The organism is Streptomyces sp. NPDC058086 (genome assembly GCF_042885015.1).
Taxonomy (GTDB): domain Bacteria; phylum Actinomycetota; class Actinomycetes; order Streptomycetales; family Streptomycetaceae; genus Streptomyces.
Map to the genome: position 1 here is coordinate 67,858 of NZ_JBHVST010000023.1, position 18,527 is coordinate 86,384.

An 18,527-nucleotide genomic window follows, 5' to 3' on the forward strand; every position below is an offset into this window, starting at 1 on the left:
GAATCCGAATCGTGATCATGCCCCTTACAACTCCATGAGATTCCCATGGGTCTCCTGTGCGCGCGGATATGGAATCCGTGCGTCGCGTTCCGTGGGGGGATGTCGTGGAAGTCGAGGAAGTACCCGTGCCAGGTCCTGAGGCAACGGGCAAGGAGACATCCGAGGAGGCGCCTCGCGTACGCCGGCGGGGGCGTACGGCCCTGCTGATCGCCACGGCCGCCGTGCTGGGGCTCGTCGGGGGCACCTGCGCCGGCTATCTGATCCAGGCCGACCGGGATCCGACCAGGCTGCCGTCGCTCTCGCAGCCCGTGGTCGCCCAGGCCAAGGGTGCCGGGCCCGAACCCCTGTCCGCCGCGCAGGACCGCCGCGTGAAGACCGACGGCGACCTGCGCAAGCTGCTGATCAAGCGGCCGAAGGGGGCCCAGGACACCGAGTACGCACCGGGCCGCGACGGCTGGCTGACCATGGCCCAGTACGCGGACCAGCTCAAGGACCCGGACCAGGCGTTCGGGCAGCTGGTCGGCGCGGAGTTCCGGCGTGCGGCCGGCGTCGACTGGCGGGTCGGCAGCACGTACAGCGTCGGGATCCGGCTCGTGCAGTACCGCCAGCAGGAGAAGCTCTCCGCCTCCGAACAGGCCGGCAACTGGAACGTGGACGGCACCCGCAGTTGGCCCGTCCCCGGCACGGGCGACGGCATGGCGTACGTGACGACCAAGCCCGACACCAAGCCCGGCTACCTACCGGTGTACAGCGCACAGGCACACGCCTGGCGCGGTGACATCGCCATGGAGGTCTGGATCTACGACACCAAGCCGATTTCCAAGGCCAAGATCATGGACCTGGCCGAGCGGCAGATGGAGCGGCTGTGACCGACGAGCAACCGATGAGCGAGCAGCCCGTTCAGGAGCGCGTGGAGGAGCTGGTCCAGGAGTCCGCGCCCGAGCCCGCCGCGGAGTCCGCGCCCGAGCCCGCCGCGGAGTCCGCGCCCGAGCCCGCCGCGCCCGAATCCATCGCCCCCGTCAAGAAACCCCTCCGCCGGGGTCGCGTCGCCGCCGTCGCCGGTTCCGTGCTCCTCGTCGCGGCCGTCGTCGGCGGTGCCGGCTACACCGTCGTGACCGTCCAGGACGCCGACCGGGACCCCGGCGCGCCCTCCTGGACCTTCCCGGACGCCGCCCACGACGGCGCCAAGTCGGCGAAGGCCCCCGCGGGGCTCGCCGCGATGCTCGTGCCGTACGGCACCGAGGGCTGGAGCCGGGGCCCGGACATTGGGGAGTTCGGCTCCGACGCCTCGCTCAGCGGGCCCGAGGCCACCGCTCTGCGCAAGGAGGCGCTGCGGGATCTGCCGCGTTCCCAGCGGCGGCAGCTGGAGAAGCGGATCGACAAGCAGCACACCAAGGGCATCGCGATGCGCAGCTACCTCAGCACCTCCAACGGGTACGCCTCCACGCTGTACGCCGACAGCGCCTTCACCATGAGCGTCGAGCTGGCCCAGATCGAGGACAAGGCAGCGGTGAAGGGCATCTCGACGTTCCAGAACGAGTTCTTCGACGCCCTCAAGATCTTCCGCAAGGGTCCGGAGATCAAGGGCCACAAGAACGCGAAGTGCTTCCTGCCGCCCAAGGACAAGGACGAGAAGCTCGACATGATGGTCTGCTCCGCCTACCAGGGCGACGTGCTGGTCAGCGCGACCGCCTACGGGGCCAAGCCGTTGGACACCAAGGGTGTCGCGATGCTGCTGCGCGAGCAGCTCGACCGCATCGCCGAGCCGGGGGAGGCGGTATGACCGAGCGGACGAGCTCCGTCGAGGACGCGGCGGCGACGCCCGTCGAGGACGGGACCACGGCGCCGGTCCAGGCGCAGGCCGCGCTGCCACCCGCGCCCGAGGCGCCGGCCGCGGTCGTCGGTCCCGAGGCCGTGCCCGCGGTCGTCGACCCGCAGGTGCCGTCCACCGCCGTCGGGGCCGAGGTGCCCCCGGCCCGGGTGCGCAAGGACCGTCGGGTGCTGCGGGCCGTGCTGCGCTGGACCGCCGCCACCGTGGTCTTCGCGGCGGTCGGCACGTCGGTCGCGTACGGCATCACCCGCATGGACCGCACCGACGTACCCGGTCTGGCGACGGAGTCGGACGGGCGCTGGGACTACCCGACCATCACCTGGCCGCCGCTGCCCTCCGGCAGCCCGCGCCCGCTCGCCGAGTCGAACAAGACGGGCACCCACTACGCCGATCTGCGCAGGCTCGTGCTGCCCGCCCCGAAGGGCGCACACGTCGACACGGCGCTGCGCGGGACGGACGGCTGGCTGGCGACGAAGACGTTCCTGGCGGAGTACGCCACGCGGGACGACCGGGAGACGGTCGGGCAGCAGCTGACCGACAACGGTCTGCGGCACATCGCGGCCCGCGGCTGGACGACGCCGGACGGCACGCACACCCGGATCTACCTGTTGCAGTTCGACTCGGCCGTCGTCGCGGACGAGGTGAACTCGCCCGGGCTGACCAGCTACAACATGCCGAACTACGCGGTGCGCGGCGCCGAGCGGACGATGGCCGACGACCGGTTCCCGGACCGCGCCGCGGTCGACGACGTGGTCCGTCACGCGTACGACGAGATCAAGCCGTACGGCGCCGAGCAGGTCCGGCAGGCGTACCTCTCGGCCGGGGACACCCTCGCCCTGATCGTGCAGTCCCGCAAGGGCGCCGCGCGGGCGGTCCCGTTCCAGCAGACGGTGGTCCTCCAGAGCCAGCTGCTCGGCTGACCACGCCTGGGCGTACCGCGCGGAGAACCGCCCAGGAGTACCTCGCAGAGAGCCCCGAGCCCCGGCCCACTAAGCTGGGGCTCGGCTCTTGTACCGCCCACCCCGCTCATCCGAGGAGCACCCCGTGGAGATCTTCTTCGAAACCCTGCTGGTCCTGGTCTGCGTCGGCGTGATCGCCTTCGCCGGGCTGACCGTGAAGAAGCTGTACCAGGGCCAGCGCTGACCCCCATCGAGGAACTGCCGAGCTCATGATCGAGATCCCGTCCGACCTGCACAAGGACCTGCTTCCCCTTGCCTTCCTGCTCGGCGACTGGGCCGGTGCGGGCGTTCACGACTTCCCCGGCTCCGAGAAGTGCAACTTCGGGCAGGAGGTCACCTTCACCCACGACGGGCGAGACTTCCTGGAGTACCACTCGCACACCTGGGTGCTCGACGCCGACGGGAACAAGGTCCGGCCGCTGGAGACCGAGTCCGGCTTCTGGCGCGTCGACTCCGACCGCAAGGTCGAGGTCGTCATGACCCGCGACGACGGTGTCGTCGAGATCTGGTACGGCGACCTGGCCCCCAAGACGCCGCAGATCGACCTGGTCACCGATGCCGTGGCACGCACGGCGGCTGCGGGTCCCTACACCGGCGGCAAGCGCCTCTACGGCTATGTGAAGAGCGACCTCATGTGGGTCGGTGAGAAGCAGACCCCAGAGGTCGAGCTGCGCCCCTACATGTCCGCGCACCTGAAGAAGGTCGTCACTCCGGAGGACGTCGAGCGCTGGGCCAAGGCCCTTCCGGACGACATGCCGGACGACGGAATCGCGTTCTTCAAGTAGTCCGGAAGTGGTCGGGCAGGTTCAGCGGCTCTCCTCAGGTCGTCACATCCCGGAATGGTCCTAGACTTCCTGTGTGGTGAGCACCGACTGGAAGAGCGACCTGAGGCAGCGCGGCTACCGGCTGACGCCGCAGCGCCAGCTTGTCCTCGAAGCCGTGGACACCCTGGAGCACGCGACCCCCGACGACATCCTCATCGAGGTGAGGAAGACGGCGTCGGGGGTCAACATTTCCACCGTGTACCGGACCCTGGAGCTCCTGGAGGAGCTCGATCTGGTCAGCCACGCGCACCTCGGGCACGGTGCGCCGACCTACCATCTCGCCGACCGGCATCACCACATCCATCTGGTCTGCCGGGACTGCACGAACGTCATCGAGGCCGATGTCTCGGTCGCCGCGGAGTTCACCGCGAAGCTCCGGGACACGTTCGGCTTCGAGACGGACATGAAGCACTTCGCGATCTTCGGCCGGTGCAAGGACTGCTCTCTCAAGAGTTCAACTACCAAGTCGTAGGCTGGGTGTATGAAGAGCCCCCTCCTGTCCCTGCCCGGCGCCGTCCCCGCCGAAGGCGTGGATGAACAGGTCGCAGCCCACTACGGTGACCTGTTCCGCGAGCAGCGCGCCCTCGCCGACGGCACCGGCTTCGTGGACCTCTCGCACCGCGGTGTCGTCGCCGTCACCGGTGAGGACCGGCTGAGCTGGCTGCACCTGCTGCTTACCCAGCACGTCACGGACCTCCCGGCGGGCCGCGCCACCGAGGCGCTGATCCTCTCCGCGCACGGCCACATCGAGCACGCGCTGTACCTCGTCGACGACGGCACCACCACCTGGGCCCACGTGGAACCCGGCACCCAGGACGCGTTGCTCGCGTACCTGGAGTCGATGAAGTTCTTCTACCGCGTCGAGACCGCCGACCGCACGGACGACTTCGCGGTGGTGCACCTGCCGGCCGGTTCGATCGCCGAGGTCCCCGAGGGCGTGGTCGTACGCGAGACGCCGTACGGGCGTGATCTCTTCCTGCCGCGTGCGGACCTGGAGTCCTACGCCGAGAAGGCCGGTCCGCCGGCCGGGCTGCTGGCCTACGAGGCGCTGCGCGTCGAACACCACCGCCCGCGGCTCGGTTTCGAGACCGACCACCGCACGATCCCGCACGAGCTGGGCTGGATCGGCACCGCGGTGCACCTCCAGAAGGGCTGCTACCGGGGCCAGGAGACCGTCGCCCGCGTGCAGAACCTGGGCAAGCCCCCGCGTCGGCTCGTCTTCCTGCACCTGGACGGCAGCGAGGTCCATCTGCCGCCGCACGGCGCCGAACTCCGCCTCGCCGACGACGGCCCCGACGGCCGGAAGATCGGCTTCATCACCACCTCCGTACGCCACCACGAGCTCGGCCCGATCGCGCTCGGCCTGGTGAAGCGGAACGTGCCGCTGGACGCGCGGCTGCTGGCGGACACGACGGCGGCGGCGCAGGAGGTCGTGGTCGAGCCGTAGGGCCTCAGGCGGGTCGCATTTCCTGGGTCACATTTCCAGGAGCACGGTGAACGGGCCGTCGTTCGTCAGCGAGACGCGCATCTGCGCGCCGAACCGGCCCGTCGCCACCGTGGCGCCCAGTGCGCGGAGTTGGGCCACGACCTCGTCGACGAGGGGTTCGGCGACATCGCCGGGGGCGGCCGCGTTCCAGGTGGGGCGGCGGCCCTTGCGGGCGTCGCCGTACAGGGTGAACTGGCTGATGACGAGCAGCGGCGCGTCGATGTCGGAGCACGACTTCTCGTCCGCCAGCATCCGGATGGACCAGAGTTTGCGGGCGAGTTGGGCCGCCTTCTCCTTGGTGTCGTCGTGCGTGACACCGACGAGGACGCACAGCCCTTCGCCGTCGATCGCTCCGACCGTCTCCGGACCGTGTTCCCCGTTCACGACGACGCTCGCGCCGTCCACCCTCTGCACCACCGCACGCATGGCAACCATCATGCCGTGCGGGGAGGAGCCCCCCTGCACGGGGCTGAATGCCTTCGCGCGTGATCCCCTGACCTCTTTCGAGGGGTCCTTTGGGGGTTTCTTTTTGCTCCTTACCCCCCCATCTGGGGCCGATCGGGGGCACTCGGTCACATAGCGGCCACTTGGGGTGGCACGATGCGTGTGTTGCGGTGCAACCGTGGGGTGGACCGCGCCGGTCGAGGGGACGGTAGAGGCACATGAGCACACCGAGTACCGGGCAGCAGCCGCCCGGGGCTGTGTCGTTGACCCGTACGAGTCCACGGGCGGGAGGCGGTCGTACGGGGGTTCATCGTCCTCCCGTGCAGCGCACCGACAGTCCGCTGCGCCCGGACCCGCCCGCGCCCGAACTGCCCCTGCTGCGGCTGCCCGAACTGCGGACCCTGCGGCGCGACGCGCAGCGCGACGAGGCCGACCTCAGCTATGTGCGGCGGCTGCTCCAGGGGCGCATCGACATCCTGCGGGCGGAGCTGGCGCGCCGCGGGGGACTGCGGGCGCCCTCCGCGACGTCGGGCTCGCCGCTGGTCTCGGGCCTGGGAACGAGTCCGGGTCTGCGCCCGGCCGGGGGGAGGGGGGCGGGTTCCGGTTCCGGCGGGGCGTCGGTCGTCGACCGGCTCGCGGAGATCCTGACGGACGCGCCCGCCCGGCACCGTTCGTCGGCCCGCCATGTGACAGTGGGCACACCGTACGGCGAGGAGTACCGGCGGCTGGCCGCGGACATGCTCGCCGAGGTGGAGCTGTCGGACCTGGAAGCACGTACGGACGACGAGCTCGGCGCGGGGATGGGACGGCTCGTGCGCTACGAGCAGCAGGTCTCCCGGCGGCGTCAGCACCTGCAGCGGACGGCCGACGATTGCAGCGCCGAGATCGCCCGCAGGTACCGTGATGGGGAAGCACAAGTAGACGACCTGCTCATGTGACGCGGTGGCCCCCGGCGATCCCGGGGGGTGCGTGCGACGGCTGTGACGGCGCCGGCGGTCCGGGACATCCGGGGCCGGGCTCCATGGCCGCGCCCGGTTCCGCGGTCGCGGCGGCCGCGCCCGGGAACGGCCCGGGCCGCGGTCGTGAGGCTCGGCCGGGGACACGCCATCGGGGGACCTCCCGTACGGCGCCGCGGTTCGATCACCGGGCGGGTCCCTGTCATGGAAGGCCACCGCCGATGTCCGCCGCCGCTCCTGCCGTCCCCGCAGACCCCTTCATACCGCCTGTTCTCGCCGAGGTCGTCCGTTCGGGATTCGTCGAGGGGCGTCATCGGGGCAGCCTGGTGCTGCTGGGCGCGGACGGGTCGGTCGAGCTGGCGCTGGGTGAGGTGACCGCGCCGGTCTTCCCGCGCTCGTCGAACAAGCCGATGCAGGCGGCGGGTGTGCTGCGGGCGGGGCTGGACCTGGCCGGCGAACGGCTGGCTCTCGCCGCCGCCAGCCACTCCGGGGAGGCCTTCCACCGCGATCTCGTCCAGAAGATGCTGGCCGAGCACGGGCTGGACGCCGGGCAGTTGCAGTGTCCGCCGGATCTGCCGTTGGACCCGGCGGAGGCGGAGACGTATCTCGCCGGAGGCGCGGTCCGTGACCGGGTCACCATGAACTGCTCCGGCAAGCACACGGCGATGCTCGCGGTGTGCGCGCTGCGAGGCTGGCCCCTGGACTCCTATCTGGACCCCGGGCATCCACTCCAGCAGCTCATCCACACGGTGGTCGAGGAGGCGGCGGGGGAGTCGGTGGCGGCGGTCGGTACGGACGGCTGCGGTGCGCCGCTGATGGCGATCAGCCTCACAGGCCTTGCCCGTGCCTTCCGTTCCTTCGTCCTCGCTGCCCCCGGCTCCGCCGAACGGCGTGTCGCCGACGCCATGCGTGCCCACCCCGAGTACGTCGCCGGGACGCGCCGTCCCGACACCTGGCTCATGCGCGAGATACCGGGCGCCCTCTCCAAGATGGGCGCGGAGGCCGTCCAGGCGGTGGCCCTCCCCGACGGCAGGGCCCTCGCCTTCAAGATCGACGACGGCGCCACCCGAGCACTCGGCCCCGTCCTCGCCCGTGCCCTGTCCCTCCTGGGCACGCAATCCCCGATCCTCTCCAAGATCGGCCACGCTCCCCTGACGGGCGGAGGGGTCGAGGTGGGCGAGATCCGAGCGGTGTTCTAGGCCCGGCCCCCAAACGTTCCTCGCCCCCGCCGCCCCTACCCTCCCCCAAGCTCTCGGCTTCGCTCGAGCAGGGGGGACCCCCATCATCCTCAACCTGGGGGCTCCGCCCCCAGACCCCCCGGGTGGGTTCTTCGACTGCGGGTGGTGGGGGCTGGTCGCGCAGTTCCCCGCGCCCCTGAAGGGGCGCTGCGCGCGTCTTTCAGCCCGTCCGGCGTTTGAGGACGAGGCCGTTCAGGCCGATCGGGGGTTTGGGGGCGGAGCCCCCCAAGTCAGGATGGGTCGGGTAGGGGCGGCGGGGGCGAAAACGGTGCGACGGGGGCGTGCTGGCGCCCTAGCGTGAACCCATGAGCCGTCGCGAAGAAATCGACGTACGAACGATCACAGAGACCGAGATCCCGGCCTGGATCCGCGCGCTGAACACGGGGTTCCTACGCTCCCCGGCAGTATCGGACCAGGAGATCACCAACCGCGGTTCGATCATCCTCCCGCAGCGAACCCTCGGCGCATTCGACACCGACCTCCCCCACTCTCGACTTCGCTCGAGCGGGGGGACCCCCATCGTCGCCACCTTCCGATCGTTCCCGCAGCAGCTCACCACCGTCGGCGGCACCCCCGTCCCCGCCGACGCCATCACCAACGTCACCGTCACCCCCACGCACCGCCGCCGAGGCCTCCTCACCCGCATGATGGCCACCGACCTCACCGCGGCGAAGGACCGCGGCGACGTGGTCGCCACCCTCATCGCCGCGGAGTACCCGATCTACGGGCGGTACGGCTTCGGCCAGGCCACCACCGCCACCGAGTGGACCATCGACGTCTCCAGGTCGGGCCTGGACCCCCGCTGGTCGGGTCCGTCCGACGGCGCCCGAATCGACCTGGTGGACGGCGAGGACGTACGCAAGCTCGGCCCGGACCTGCACGACCGCCTCCGTCGCACCCAGCCGGGCGCGGTCGACCGCGACGAGCGCTGGTGGCACATCAACACCGGCGCACTGAGCCTGAGCGACGACTCGTGGAAGGAACCCTTCTACGCCGTGTACCGCTCGGCGACCGGCGAGGTCGAGGGCCTGGTCTCGTACGAGTCGGACGACAACTGGGGCGACGTCAAGCAACCGCTGAACACGGCGGAAGTGAACTGGCTGATCACGGTGACCCCGGCGGCCGAACGCGCCCTGTGGCAGTACCTCTGCTCGATCGACTGGATCGCCCACGTCAAGACCGGCTGGCGCGCCCCCGACGACCTGCTCCCGCACTTCCTCCCCGATCCGCGCGCCGCCCGCATCACGACCCAGGCGGACTGGCTGTGGGTGCGGATCCTGGACGTCGTACGGGCTCTGGAGGCGCGTACGTACGCGGGGTCCGGGACTTTGGTCCTGGACGTCACCGACGGGGACGGACTCTCCGCCGGGCGCTACCGCCTAGAGGCCGGGCCCGACGGGGCGACCTGCGCACCGACCACGACGACCGCCGATCTCACCCTGAACGTGGGTGAGTTGGCGGCCCTGTGGCTGGGCGACGAGTCGGCGGTGCGGCTCGCCGCGCTCGGGCGGGTGCGGGAAGAACGAGAGGGCGCCGCCGTCTTCGCCGACGCCCTGCTCCGCACGTCCAGGCGACCGTGGTGCCCGGACATCTTCTGATTCCGATTCCGATTTCCGAATGGTGTGGCCTGTACGGCTGGTGTGGTGGTGCGCGGTGTGCTGAGGGTGCTCCTTCCGGTTTCGTCGGTGCGTGGTGGTGCACTGCATCCGTAGCCGTGCGGTGGTGCGGTGGTGCGGTACGGACTGACCGAGCTCCCGGCTCCCCTCCGGAGGGGAGCCCGGTCAGCCGGACTGGCGGACGGTGGCGTCCGATCAGCCGGACTGGGCGAGCAGCATCACGAGCAGGACGGCTCCGATGCCGCTGATGGTGGTGTTCTTGGCCTTGAGGCCGACGGACAGCGCGACGAACGCGATGATGCCCAGCGGCCCGTACTTCCACTGGATGAGTTGCTCGAATCCGATGGCGAGGGCGGCGACGGCGAGGGCGATGAGCGGCATGACGTTCCCTCCTTGGGGTCCTGGGGAGGACGACTGTGGCGGCCAACCCTCGGGAAGTGTGACCATGTTGTGCAAGTTGGCAACCAACTCATTGATAGTTATCTCCGCGTTGGGTCGACTCATAACCACCTATCCCGCAACTGCCCAAAGATGGCGCGAAGTTGTAGTGTTTGGTCGTGGAACCGGAACACGCCTCCGTCAATGGACGGAACAGGTCACCACGGCCACAGAGGTCACACCGCGAGGTGGCCGACGAGCTGCGCAGCCGGATCAGGTCCGGCCGGCTGCGGCCGGGGCAGCGCATGCCCACGCAGGCCAAGCTGGCCGACGAGTTCGGTGTCGAACGCGGGGCGGTCCGGCAGGCGCTGCGCATCCTGCAGTCGGAACATCTGCTCGTCAATGTGTCCAAAGGGAGCCCGGCGACTGTCGCCGACACCCTGGAACGGGCTCTGACCGGCCCGGAAGCCTCGCCGCAGCCCACCACGGTGGCACTCGGTGGCCGGATCACGGCCGCCTTCGAAGCCCCGCACGTGGAGATCGACGCGCTGTGCCTGACGTCGATATCACTCACCCTTGCCATGGGCGAACCCCTCCGGCAAATTCACGCGGGCCGAATAAAACCGGCCAGGGTGGACGTCCGCGTGCTGCTTCCCAGCAGTGACATCGACCTCGCCTTTCCCGCGCCGGTGGACGCCTCCGCGGCCGGCCGGCTCCAGCGCGGCTGGCTGACCAACCGAAACGCCCAGGGCCAGGTGCTGCGCCACAACCTGCTCGCCCTGCGCGCCACGCACGGCATCGACGTCAACGTCACCTTCCGCGCGCTCCCCTTCACCCCGCCGGTGAAGTTGTACCTGCTCAACGGGGTCGAGGCGCTCTTCGCTTACTACACGCTGACCAGGCGCGAGGAGGAAGTGGACCACGAGTACCTGGAGATGTACGACGTCCGGGGCACCCAGTCCATGCTGTTCCCCTTCGCGCAGGGGACCGGGCTGCGGGACACCACGTTCGTGGAGCAGTCCCACCTCTGGTTCAACGCGCTGTGGGAGACCATCAGCTCGAAGCTGCTGCTCTCGAGCTGACCGACTCTCCCCTGCACGTCACAGGGCAGGACCCGCGACCATCAGGGCGAGGACGACCGCGCCGATGGAGCTGCAGGTGGGGCTCTTCGCCTTGATGCCGACGGTGAGGAGCAGCAGGCCGATGACGCCTGTCGTGCCGTACTGCCACTGCACGAACTGGTCGAAGCCGACGACGAAGAGGGCGGAGAGAAGGGCGATGGCGGGCATGGGCGGTTCTCCTGCTTCTACTGTGGCGTGGTGGTTCCTCTGGGGTGTGCGATGGTGAGGCCGGGTGAGTCGGTGACGGACTCGGGTGGGGGAGGCAAAACTTCCGCCAACTTGGCCAAGTTGGTGACCAACTCTGATTAAGTTGTCCCCACTTGGCTACTAGCTATAAACAACTTTCAAACAACTCCCCGTAGATGGGCGAGAGTTGTAGCGTTTGGTCGTGACCCAGGAGAACGTTGCAGTGAACGGCAGCAGAAGGCTCTCGCCCCAGGAGATCGCCGACGCCCTGCGGGATCGGATCCGGGCCGGTGAGCTCAAGGCGGGCGACCGCCTGCCAACTCAGGCCGAGTTGGCGGAGGAGTTCGGTGTCGAGCGGGGCACCGTCCGCCAGGCCCTGCGCGCGCTTCAGGACGACGGACTGCTGAGCAACGTCAGCAAGGGCAGCCCCCCACGGATCGCGGAGCCGCCGGCCTCGGCCCGGAACGAGCCGCAGACGACGATGGTCGGACTGGCTCCCCGGCTGGCGGACGCGTTCTCCGCGCCCCACGTCCGGGTCGACGCCGCCTGCCTGACCGCCGAGACCCTGATGCTGGCGCTCGGTGAACCCGTCCGCCAGATCCACGAGGGCCGCATCCTCCCGGAGTCGATCGACGTCCGTATCCTGCTCCCGTCCCGGGACATCAACCTCGCCTTCCCGGTCCCCGTCGACGGCCGCGGTGACGACGACCCGGTCCACGAGCGCTGGCTCGCCCAGCGCAACGCCCAGGTCCACGTCCTCCAGCACAACCTGCGCGCCCTGCGCTCCTCGCACGGCATCGACGTACGCGTGGCGTTCCGGGCCCTGCCCTTCACCCCGCCCGTGAAGCTGTACCTGCTCAACGGCGTCGAGGCCTTGATCGCCTACTACATGGTCATGCGGCGCGAGGAGGAGGTGGCCGACGGAATGCTGGACATGTACGACGCCGTGGGCTCGGAGTCCCTCCTCTTCTCCTTCGAGAAGCGGACCGGTCAGCGGGACACCGCGTTCGTGGACCAATCCCAGAAGTGGTTCGACGCCCTCTGGGAAACCATCACCACGGACCTGACACTCTCCTAGTGACTTCTGATACGGCGCAGACTGAACCGGTGGCAGCAGAGACCGATAACTTGCGGGAAGTGATCGAACGCGCTCGCTTTGTGCTCTTCGACTTCGACGGGCCGATCTGCCGGCTGTTCGCGGGGCACTCCGCGGAAGACGTGGCGAAGGACCTGGTGGAGTGGCTGGAGCGACAGGGGCTGCGGGGACTGCTCACCGAGGAGGAACAGGTCCACCCGGACCCGATGGTCGTCCTCTACGCCGTCCACCGCCGCCATCCGCACAGCGATCTGGTGAGCGAGCTGGAGGAACGCCTCACCCAGCAGGAACTCAAGGCGGTGCCGTCCGCCTGGCCCACCGCGTACGCGGACCCGCTGATCCGGACCTGGAGCGCGGTCGGCGCACGGCTGGCCATCGCGACCAACAACTCGGCCCGCACGGCCACGAGTTACCTCGCGAGCCGGGATCTCACCGGCTGCTTCGCCCCCAACATCTACGGCCGGGGCCAGGACCTGCACCACCTCAAACCGGACCCGCACTGCCTCAACCGCGCCCTGAACGCCCTGGGCGCCGCCCCCGCCGCCGCCCTGATGATCGGCGACGCCCCCTCGGACTACGAGGCCGCCCGCCAGGCCGGTGTCCCCTTCCTCGGCTACGCCCGTACCGCCTACAAGGAGAAGCTCCTGCGCGAAGCGGGCGCCGAGGACGTGGTGAGCTCACTGGAACCGGTGCTGAGGGTGCTTCGGGGGTCGGGCTGAAGTGTCGCGCCTGAAGTGTCGTGCCTGAAGCGTCGGGCCTGAAGCGTCGGGCCTGAAGTGCCGAGTCCGGAGGTTTTGGGCCTGAGGACGTCAGGCCTGAAGCTGAAGGGTCAGCAGGAAGAAGAGGCCGGCCAGGACCCCGGCCGACCAGCGGACCAGGCGGGGATGCTCCGCCTGTACGCCCACCAGGGCCACCGTGAACACGACCAGACCTGTGAACCCGAGTCGAGTCTGCACCAGCTGGGACACGCAGAATTCGATGCCTGTGCCTACCAGTTGAAAGAAGATCATGGTCCCCCCTGTCCACTTCAGTGAATCGATCAACTAACTGTCCAATTGGACTGGTTGCCTTGAATCTGGTCTGCCCTATCTCTTTGATCCCTTAACGAGTCAGTCCACTTCCAGCTTTTCGGCGGCCGAATCCAGCCGCCAATGTGACTGGAAGCGGTTTGTCCGTGAGGTGAGCGAGGTACGTTCGCGGTGTGACGGAAGAACGCGGCGACGGAGGGGGAACGGAGTTCGTGCGCGTCCTGGAGACGTTGCGCGTCCGGATCGCCGACGGCACGTACGCGGTGGGATCCCAGTTGCCCCCCCAACGTGAACTCGCCGAGGAACTCGGGGTCTCACGCGACACCGTGCAGCGCGTGGTGCGGGAGATGAACAGCGAAGGCTGGATCAAGTCCCGTCAGGGCAGCGGAACGCGTGTGGTGAAGAGCCCGATACATCTGGGAGCGCCGCAGAAGGAGGCACCCAGGGTGCGTGCGGCCCTGGGTCCCTTCATCGCGCGCGCCTTCGCCCAACCCGTCGTTCGATTGGACGTGTTCACCCTCACGTCCGAGTCCCTGGACACCCATATCCGCCTGCAGGCCGAGAGCATCCGCCTCGGCATGGTGCGGCCCGACCGCATCGAACTGCGCATGCTGCTGCCCTCGGAGGCCCTCGTGCTTCCGTATCCGCGCGCCAAGGAGCCGGAGGACGGTGCGGAGCCTCAGGAACCCGGCCAATTGGAACGCCTGCACGAGCAGCTCCAGGAACGACTGCGCGCCATCACCCGCCGGCACACGATGTCGCTGCGTGCCGCCCTGCGTGATCTCCAGGGCGAAGGTCTGGTGCCGTCCGTACAGGTGGAGATCCGGCACGTACCGCTGGCCCCGGCATTCAAGCTCTATCTGCGCCCCGGGGCCGAGGCGTTGTTCGGGCCGTACGAAATAGTGCGGCGGGCCGTCCTGCTGGACGACGGCACGGAGCTCGACGCCACGGACGTACTTGGTCTGGGGGCGACCCTGACCCGTCACGTCAACGACGAGGGTGATCCGGACTCCCCAGGTTCTGTGTTCATGGAGAGCATGCAGGCCTGGTTCGACTCCTGCTGGCACCTGCTCGCGGAAGCGCCCTGAGGCGACTCACATCGACTCACATTCCACCGGGCCTCCAACGGAGTAACGCCGTGGAGATATACAACTCTCTCTCAAGTAGGGAGAGATTCCGCAGTCGGCTCTGCGGTACCCGCGGGTGGGCACTAAGGTGTGCTCACCCCGGTCGGGGCGCATGAACATCTGCAATGACGCACAGTTATTCAGGAGTGACCCGTGGGCGTTCCGCCGATGCCGGGACCGCCTGGCCCACCGGCTCTGGAAAGGGCGGCGGACACGGCGTACGACGACTTCGTGCGCTACGCCAGGGCGCTCGGCTCGTTCGGCCGAGGACACCACAACCTGAACTACATGGTGCGGCCGCTCACGGAGGACGAGTCCCGTCTGGTGGTGTGCGACGACGGGGCGCCGGTGACCGTGCGGGTGCGGATTCCCTCGGCGCTGCCCGTGGTCATCAGGACGTGGCAGGACGAGGCGGAGATCCTCAACACGATCTGCGGTGTGCTGCCACACGTTCCGCGGTGTCTGGTCAAGCGTGCAGACGTGACCATCCTCAGTTATGCGGATGGTGTTCCGCTGTCGAGGGTCTGCCCCAACGGCAACCACGTGGACTCGGACCTGGTCGCCGCGCTCGTGGAGCTCCTCGCGGACATGACGCAGGTGCGCAGACAGCACCTTCCTCCGCTGCCGGCGTCCTGGCCCCGGTCCAGCCGGGACAGCAGAGCTTTTCTGCGAGCGTTGGCCTTCGCGGCGGAGGAGCAGATCCGGCAGCGCAACCGGGCCGAGTTCGGCGGGCTCTTCGCGATGCTGGGCATCCCGGAAGACGCGATGGTGCGCTTCGCGGAGCGGCTGCCGGCGCTCGTCAGTCGTCCCTTCAGCCTCCTCCACACGGACCTGCACCGGGACAACGTGATCGTCTCCTACGCCGGTGATCCCCCCTTGATCTGCGTCGACTGGGAGCTGGCGACCTACGGGGACCCGCTGCACGACCTCGCCACGCATTTGGTGCGGATGGAGTATCCCGATCACCAGTGGCCCGCGGTGGTCGAGGCGTGGCGCGAGGCCATGGGACGGCGGCGCCCCAAAGCCGTGCACGGTCTCGACCGCGACCTCAAGCACTACCTGGCCTTCGAGCGCGCCCAGTCCGTCTACCCGGATGTGATGCGGGCCGCCTCCTCGCTCGGTGACTCCTTCGACCAGCAGAGGCTGGACGCCGCGACCCGTGCGGTGCACCGGGCGCTGCTGAAGGCCGAGGCGCCACTGCGGCTCATGAGCGTGCCGGACGAGAGCGAGATCGAGCGCACCCTCTTCCGCTGGAACGAGTCCCACGGAGGCCTGCACAACCGCGACCGGTCGGTCTCGGAGATCGTCTGGGAACGCGACCACCGCGTCCCCCCGCATCCGGAGTTCCCCGCTTCGGCTGTCAGCAAGGCACTGTTCGAGGAGGGGGCGGCGGCCGCGGACCGTGTGTTCAAGGGAACGGCTCATCTCAACACGGCCGTGCGGGTGCCAGAAGTGACGTTTCCCGTCATGGTCCGCCGAAAGGTCGGCGCGGCGAACGCCCGGGAGCGCCGGTTCCTCAATGAGCACGCCGTCCTGGAGGCCATCGAGCGGTCAAACGTTTCCCTGCGGGCCCCGGGGGTGAGTCCGCGGGGGCGCGCTCCGCGGGTGCGTGCCCCGCGCGTGCTGGCCCTGGGCACCAGTGGACTGAAGGAACAGTTCACCATCCATTCGTACGAAGGGTCGGCCGACGAGTTCCGGCCACCGGAGCATCCCGCGGACGGACTCCGGCCGCACGAGGCGGACGACCTCGTGGATCAGTTCCGGGCGCTCACCTTCGTCGACTGCGAGCGGCTGGACCCCGATCTACGGGGATGGGATTTCTACCGGGGCCTTCGCGACGAACTGGTCCGCATGGTGAACCACCTCCCCAAGGCCACCGGTGACTTGGCGCGGGAACTGGGTCTGCCCAACGGCTACCGACTCGGTGAGATCCTGGACCGCCACACCCTGGTCCCGCGTCGGCCCGTGCTGCTGCACGGCGACCTCAACCCGTGGAACCTCGTGCGCCAGGACAACGGCGGCCTGATCCTCATCGACTGGGAGATGGCGATCGTCGGTGACCCGCTGTACGACCTCGTCCGCCACATGCACCTCACCCCCACACGTCCCGAGATCCGCGAGCGGCTGTTCTCGCGCTGGGATCGGCTGCTGCCGGAGGAGTGCACCAAGGGCTGGAGCGAGGACTGGCGCGTGTACCGCTGGATGGAGGTCGTCCGCTCGGCCTACGTGGATCTCGACCGTCTGGTGACCGGCGACAGTCTGGACGCCCCCAACGTCCGCCGGGCAGTGGACAGCTACGCGATGACCTTGGCCGAGGCCACGGCGGCGCTGGGACTGTCGCGGAAACTGACGGCGAATCCCTATCTTGCCCGCGCGCTGCCGCACGGGGACCGTGGAGGCCGACGGACAGCCGGGGTCTCCGCGGACTTCTGACCCTCCGCGGTCGTCCGACTGTCGTCGGCCCCGAGCCGGCGCTCTCTCACATCTACAACACCCCCGAGCCGGCGCGCTCACACCTACAACATCTACGACACCTCCAGCACCACCTTCCCCACCAACCCCCGCCCCTCAATAGCCGCGTGCGCCTGCGCCGCCCGTCCCAGGGGGAACACCTCACCGATCACCGGCCGCAGCCGCCCCGCCGCGGCGGCGGCAAAGACGTCGGACGTGAAGCGCCGCAGGTCTGCGGGGCTGAACTGGACGTCAGCGATGCCGAAGAGCTGGATCCCCCGGCGCGCGGCCTCCTCCGTGTCGAGGGGAGAGAAGCCGCCCGACGCCGCTCCGTGGGCGGAGAACCGGCCGCCGTCGGCCGTCAGGGGCAGGGCGGCGGCTCCCAGGTCGCCGCCCACACCGTCCAGGACGACGTCCGCCCCCTCGACGGCCCCGCCGAGCAGCTTGCGGGCGGCGGACACCCAGTCGTCCCGGGTGGCGTCCACCACGTCGTCCGCCCCCAGGTCCCGTACCAGGTCGAGTTTGGCGTCTCCGCGGGCCACACCGATCACCCGCGCCTCGCGCTCGTGGGCCAGTTGGACCAGCAGCGTGCCCATGCCACCGGAGGCGCCGAGGACCAGTACGCGGTCGGTGGGGCCCACGGCGGTCAGTTCGAGCAGGCCGGTGGCGGTGACGCCGTCGTGGACCAGGGCCGCCGCGCTGCGCAGGTCCAGGGCGTCGGGCACCACCGTCAGCGCCGACACCGCCGCCACGGCCCGCTCCGCATAGCTGCCCGTGACATAGGACGTGACCCGGCGCCCCAGCCACTCGTCGGGAACGCCGGCCCCCAGGGCACCGACGACACCGGACACGCCACCCCCGGGTACGTAGGGCGGAGCGACCCGGAACCATTCCCGGCCCCACCCCGTGCGCACCTGCGTCTCCACGAAGATCGTGTCCACGTACGCCACGTCGATCACGACCTCCCCCGGCCCCGGAACCGGATCGGGAAGCTCCACGGGAACCAGGACCTCGGGACCGCCGAACTCCTTCACCTGCACTGCACGCATCGGAACGCTCCTCAAAGTCGGAAAGAGGTCTGGCCGAACGCCGGACAGTCTTCGACCTGAAGCCTGGTTGAGGTCAAGGAGGGTCAAGGAGGGTCAAAGGAGGTGCCGGGGCGTGCGTAGGCTCGGGGCATGGGTGAGATCGGACTGCGCGAGCGCAAGAAGCAGCGGATGTACCAGGCCGTCTCCGACATCGCGATCGGACTCTTCCTGGAGAAGGGGTTCGACGCCGTGTCCGTCGCGGAGGTGGCCGCCGCCGCCGAGATCTCCAAGCCGACCCTCTTTCGGTACTTCCCGACCAAGGAGGACCTGGTCCTGCACCGGTTCGCCGATCACGAGGACGAATCCGCGCGCGTGGCCGCACGCGGGCCGTCGCCGTTGACGGCGCTGCGCCGCCACTTCCTCGACGGGCTGGAGCGCCGCGATCCCGTCACCGGCCTCAACGACGCCCCGCAGGTCCTGGCCTATCACCGCCTCCTCTATGGGACGCCCTCCCTGGCCGCCGGGATGTTCAGATACCTGGAGCGGTCCGAAGCCGCGCTCGCCGGGGCGCTCGGCGGCGACCTCGGCGCCCGGCTCGCCGCCGCTCAGATCATCGCCGTACAGCGCGTCCTCGCCCTGGAGAACTGGCGGCGGATCGCCGACGGTGAGGCCGTCGAGCAGGTGCGCCCCGACGCGGTCGCCGCGGCCGAGGAGGCGTTCGCACAGCTGGGGGTGGGTCTTCCGCGCTATGCGTAGCC

20 protein-coding genes are annotated in these 18,527 nt (G+C 69.5%); 15 read left to right on the forward strand and 5 right to left on the reverse strand.

The window, feature by feature from the left end; all coding sequences use genetic code 11:
- The first annotated feature begins 68 nt into the window (after window positions 1–68).
- From ACFVWD_RS20105 to ACFVWD_RS20130, 6 genes are all read left to right on the forward strand, one after another.
- Complete coding sequence (locus ACFVWD_RS20105) at window positions 69–869, forward strand: hypothetical protein (RefSeq protein ID WP_389597703.1); 801 nt, start codon at window positions 69–71, stop codon at window positions 867–869.
- On the forward strand, window positions 866–1,783 hold the full coding sequence (locus ACFVWD_RS20110) for a hypothetical protein (RefSeq protein WP_389597705.1): 918 nt from the start codon (window positions 866–868) through the stop codon (window positions 1,781–1,783). Before ACFVWD_RS20105 ends, ACFVWD_RS20110 begins: the two co-directional genes overlap by 4 nt.
- On the forward strand, window positions 1,780–2,751 hold the full coding sequence (locus ACFVWD_RS20115) for a hypothetical protein (RefSeq protein WP_389597706.1): 972 nt from the start codon (window positions 1,780–1,782) through the stop codon (window positions 2,749–2,751). Before ACFVWD_RS20110 ends, ACFVWD_RS20115 begins: the two co-directional genes overlap by 4 nt.
- Window positions 2,752–2,999: 248 nt before the next feature.
- Window positions 3,000–3,575 carry an FABP family protein gene (locus ACFVWD_RS20120; protein ID WP_389597708.1) on the forward strand — a complete coding sequence of 192 codons (576 nt, stop codon included), beginning with the start codon at window positions 3,000–3,002 and terminating at the stop codon, window positions 3,573–3,575.
- Between the two features lie 73 nt (window positions 3,576–3,648).
- Window positions 3,649–4,086 (forward strand): Fur family transcriptional regulator, encoded by a 438-nt coding sequence (locus ACFVWD_RS20125; RefSeq protein WP_382190126.1) that lies wholly within the window; start codon window positions 3,649–3,651, stop codon window positions 4,084–4,086.
- 9 nt (window positions 4,087–4,095) lie between these two features.
- Window positions 4,096–5,061 (forward strand): YgfZ/GcvT domain-containing protein, encoded by a 966-nt coding sequence (locus tag ACFVWD_RS20130; RefSeq protein WP_389597710.1) that lies wholly within the window; start codon window positions 4,096–4,098, stop codon window positions 5,059–5,061.
- 27 nt (window positions 5,062–5,088) lie between these two features.
- Here the strand turns inward: ACFVWD_RS20130 and dtd are convergent, their stop codons facing one another.
- Window positions 5,089–5,526: a D-aminoacyl-tRNA deacylase gene (gene dtd, locus ACFVWD_RS20135; RefSeq protein WP_101407999.1), complete on the reverse strand. Its 438-nt coding sequence runs from the start codon at window positions 5,524–5,526 to the stop codon at window positions 5,089–5,091.
- 236 nt (window positions 5,527–5,762) lie between these two features.
- On the opposite strand from dtd, the gene ACFVWD_RS20140 reads away from it, so the two are divergent.
- The 3 genes from ACFVWD_RS20140 to ACFVWD_RS20150 all read left to right on the forward strand — a co-directional run bounded on the left by ACFVWD_RS20140 (window position 5,763) and on the right by ACFVWD_RS20150 (window position 9,336).
- Window positions 5,763–6,482 carry an AmfC protein gene (locus ACFVWD_RS20140; RefSeq protein ID WP_389597711.1) on the forward strand — a complete coding sequence of 240 codons (720 nt, stop codon included), beginning with the start codon at window positions 5,763–5,765 and terminating at the stop codon, window positions 6,480–6,482.
- A 239-nt stretch (window positions 6,483–6,721) separates the two neighbouring features.
- Complete coding sequence (locus ACFVWD_RS20145) at window positions 6,722–7,699, forward strand: asparaginase (RefSeq protein ID WP_389597712.1); 978 nt, start codon at window positions 6,722–6,724, stop codon at window positions 7,697–7,699.
- A 344-nt stretch (window positions 7,700–8,043) separates the two neighbouring features.
- Window positions 8,044–9,336 (forward strand): GNAT family N-acetyltransferase, encoded by a 1,293-nt coding sequence (locus tag ACFVWD_RS20150; protein ID WP_389597713.1) that lies wholly within the window; start codon window positions 8,044–8,046, stop codon window positions 9,334–9,336.
- Window positions 9,337–9,549: 213 nt separating this feature from the next.
- Here ACFVWD_RS20150 and ACFVWD_RS20155 read toward each other — a convergent pair whose 3' ends face one another.
- Complete coding sequence (locus ACFVWD_RS20155) at window positions 9,550–9,735, reverse strand: hypothetical protein (protein WP_054232402.1); 186 nt, start codon at window positions 9,733–9,735, stop codon at window positions 9,550–9,552.
- Between the two features lie 170 nt (window positions 9,736–9,905).
- Here ACFVWD_RS20155 and ACFVWD_RS20160 point away from each other — a divergent pair, with 170 nt between their 5' ends.
- Entirely contained in the window at window positions 9,906–10,814 is a 909-nt protein-coding gene (locus ACFVWD_RS20160; RefSeq protein ID WP_389597715.1) for a winged helix-turn-helix domain-containing protein, read from the forward strand.
- Window positions 10,815–10,832: 18 nt separating this feature from the next.
- Here the strand turns inward: ACFVWD_RS20160 and ACFVWD_RS20165 are convergent, their stop codons facing one another.
- The gene (locus ACFVWD_RS20165) at window positions 10,833–11,021 is read right to left on the reverse strand and encodes a hypothetical protein (protein WP_101404278.1); all 189 of its coding nucleotides are present in this window, start codon (window positions 11,019–11,021) and stop codon (window positions 10,833–10,835) included.
- Between the two features lie 214 nt (window positions 11,022–11,235).
- Here ACFVWD_RS20165 and ACFVWD_RS20170 point away from each other — a divergent pair, with 214 nt between their 5' ends.
- The gene (locus ACFVWD_RS20170) at window positions 11,236–12,117 is read left to right on the forward strand and encodes a GntR family transcriptional regulator (RefSeq protein WP_389597716.1); all 882 of its coding nucleotides are present in this window, start codon (window positions 11,236–11,238) and stop codon (window positions 12,115–12,117) included.
- Entirely contained in the window at window positions 12,117–12,854 is a 738-nt protein-coding gene (locus ACFVWD_RS20175) for an HAD family hydrolase (protein WP_389597718.1), read from the forward strand. The genes ACFVWD_RS20170 and ACFVWD_RS20175 overlap by 1 nt, the downstream gene beginning before the upstream one ends.
- A 90-nt stretch (window positions 12,855–12,944) precedes the next feature.
- Here ACFVWD_RS20175 and ACFVWD_RS20180 read toward each other — a convergent pair whose 3' ends face one another.
- On the reverse strand, window positions 12,945–13,145 hold the full coding sequence (locus ACFVWD_RS20180) for a hypothetical protein (protein WP_389597720.1): 201 nt from the start codon (window positions 13,143–13,145) through the stop codon (window positions 12,945–12,947).
- 191 nt (window positions 13,146–13,336) lie between these two features.
- Here ACFVWD_RS20180 and ACFVWD_RS20185 point away from each other — a divergent pair, with 191 nt between their 5' ends.
- Window positions 13,337–14,251, forward strand: a complete 915-nt coding sequence (locus ACFVWD_RS20185; protein ID WP_389597721.1) for a GntR family transcriptional regulator — start codon at window positions 13,337–13,339, stop codon at window positions 14,249–14,251.
- Between the two features lie 192 nt (window positions 14,252–14,443).
- A complete protein-coding gene (locus ACFVWD_RS20190; protein WP_389597723.1) occupies window positions 14,444–16,723 on the forward strand; it encodes a phosphotransferase family protein in 2,280 nt (759 codons plus the stop codon).
- Between the two features lie 92 nt (window positions 16,724–16,815).
- Here ACFVWD_RS20190 and ACFVWD_RS20195 read toward each other — a convergent pair whose 3' ends face one another.
- Entirely contained in the window at window positions 16,816–17,790 is a 975-nt protein-coding gene (locus ACFVWD_RS20195) for a zinc-binding dehydrogenase (RefSeq protein WP_389597725.1), read from the reverse strand.
- A gap of 129 nt (window positions 17,791–17,919) precedes the next feature.
- Here ACFVWD_RS20195 and ACFVWD_RS20200 point away from each other — a divergent pair, with 129 nt between their 5' ends.
- Window positions 17,920–18,525: a TetR family transcriptional regulator gene (locus tag ACFVWD_RS20200; RefSeq protein WP_168493020.1), complete on the forward strand. Its 606-nt coding sequence runs from the start codon at window positions 17,920–17,922 to the stop codon at window positions 18,523–18,525.
- Window positions 18,526–18,527: the final 2 nt, after the last annotated feature.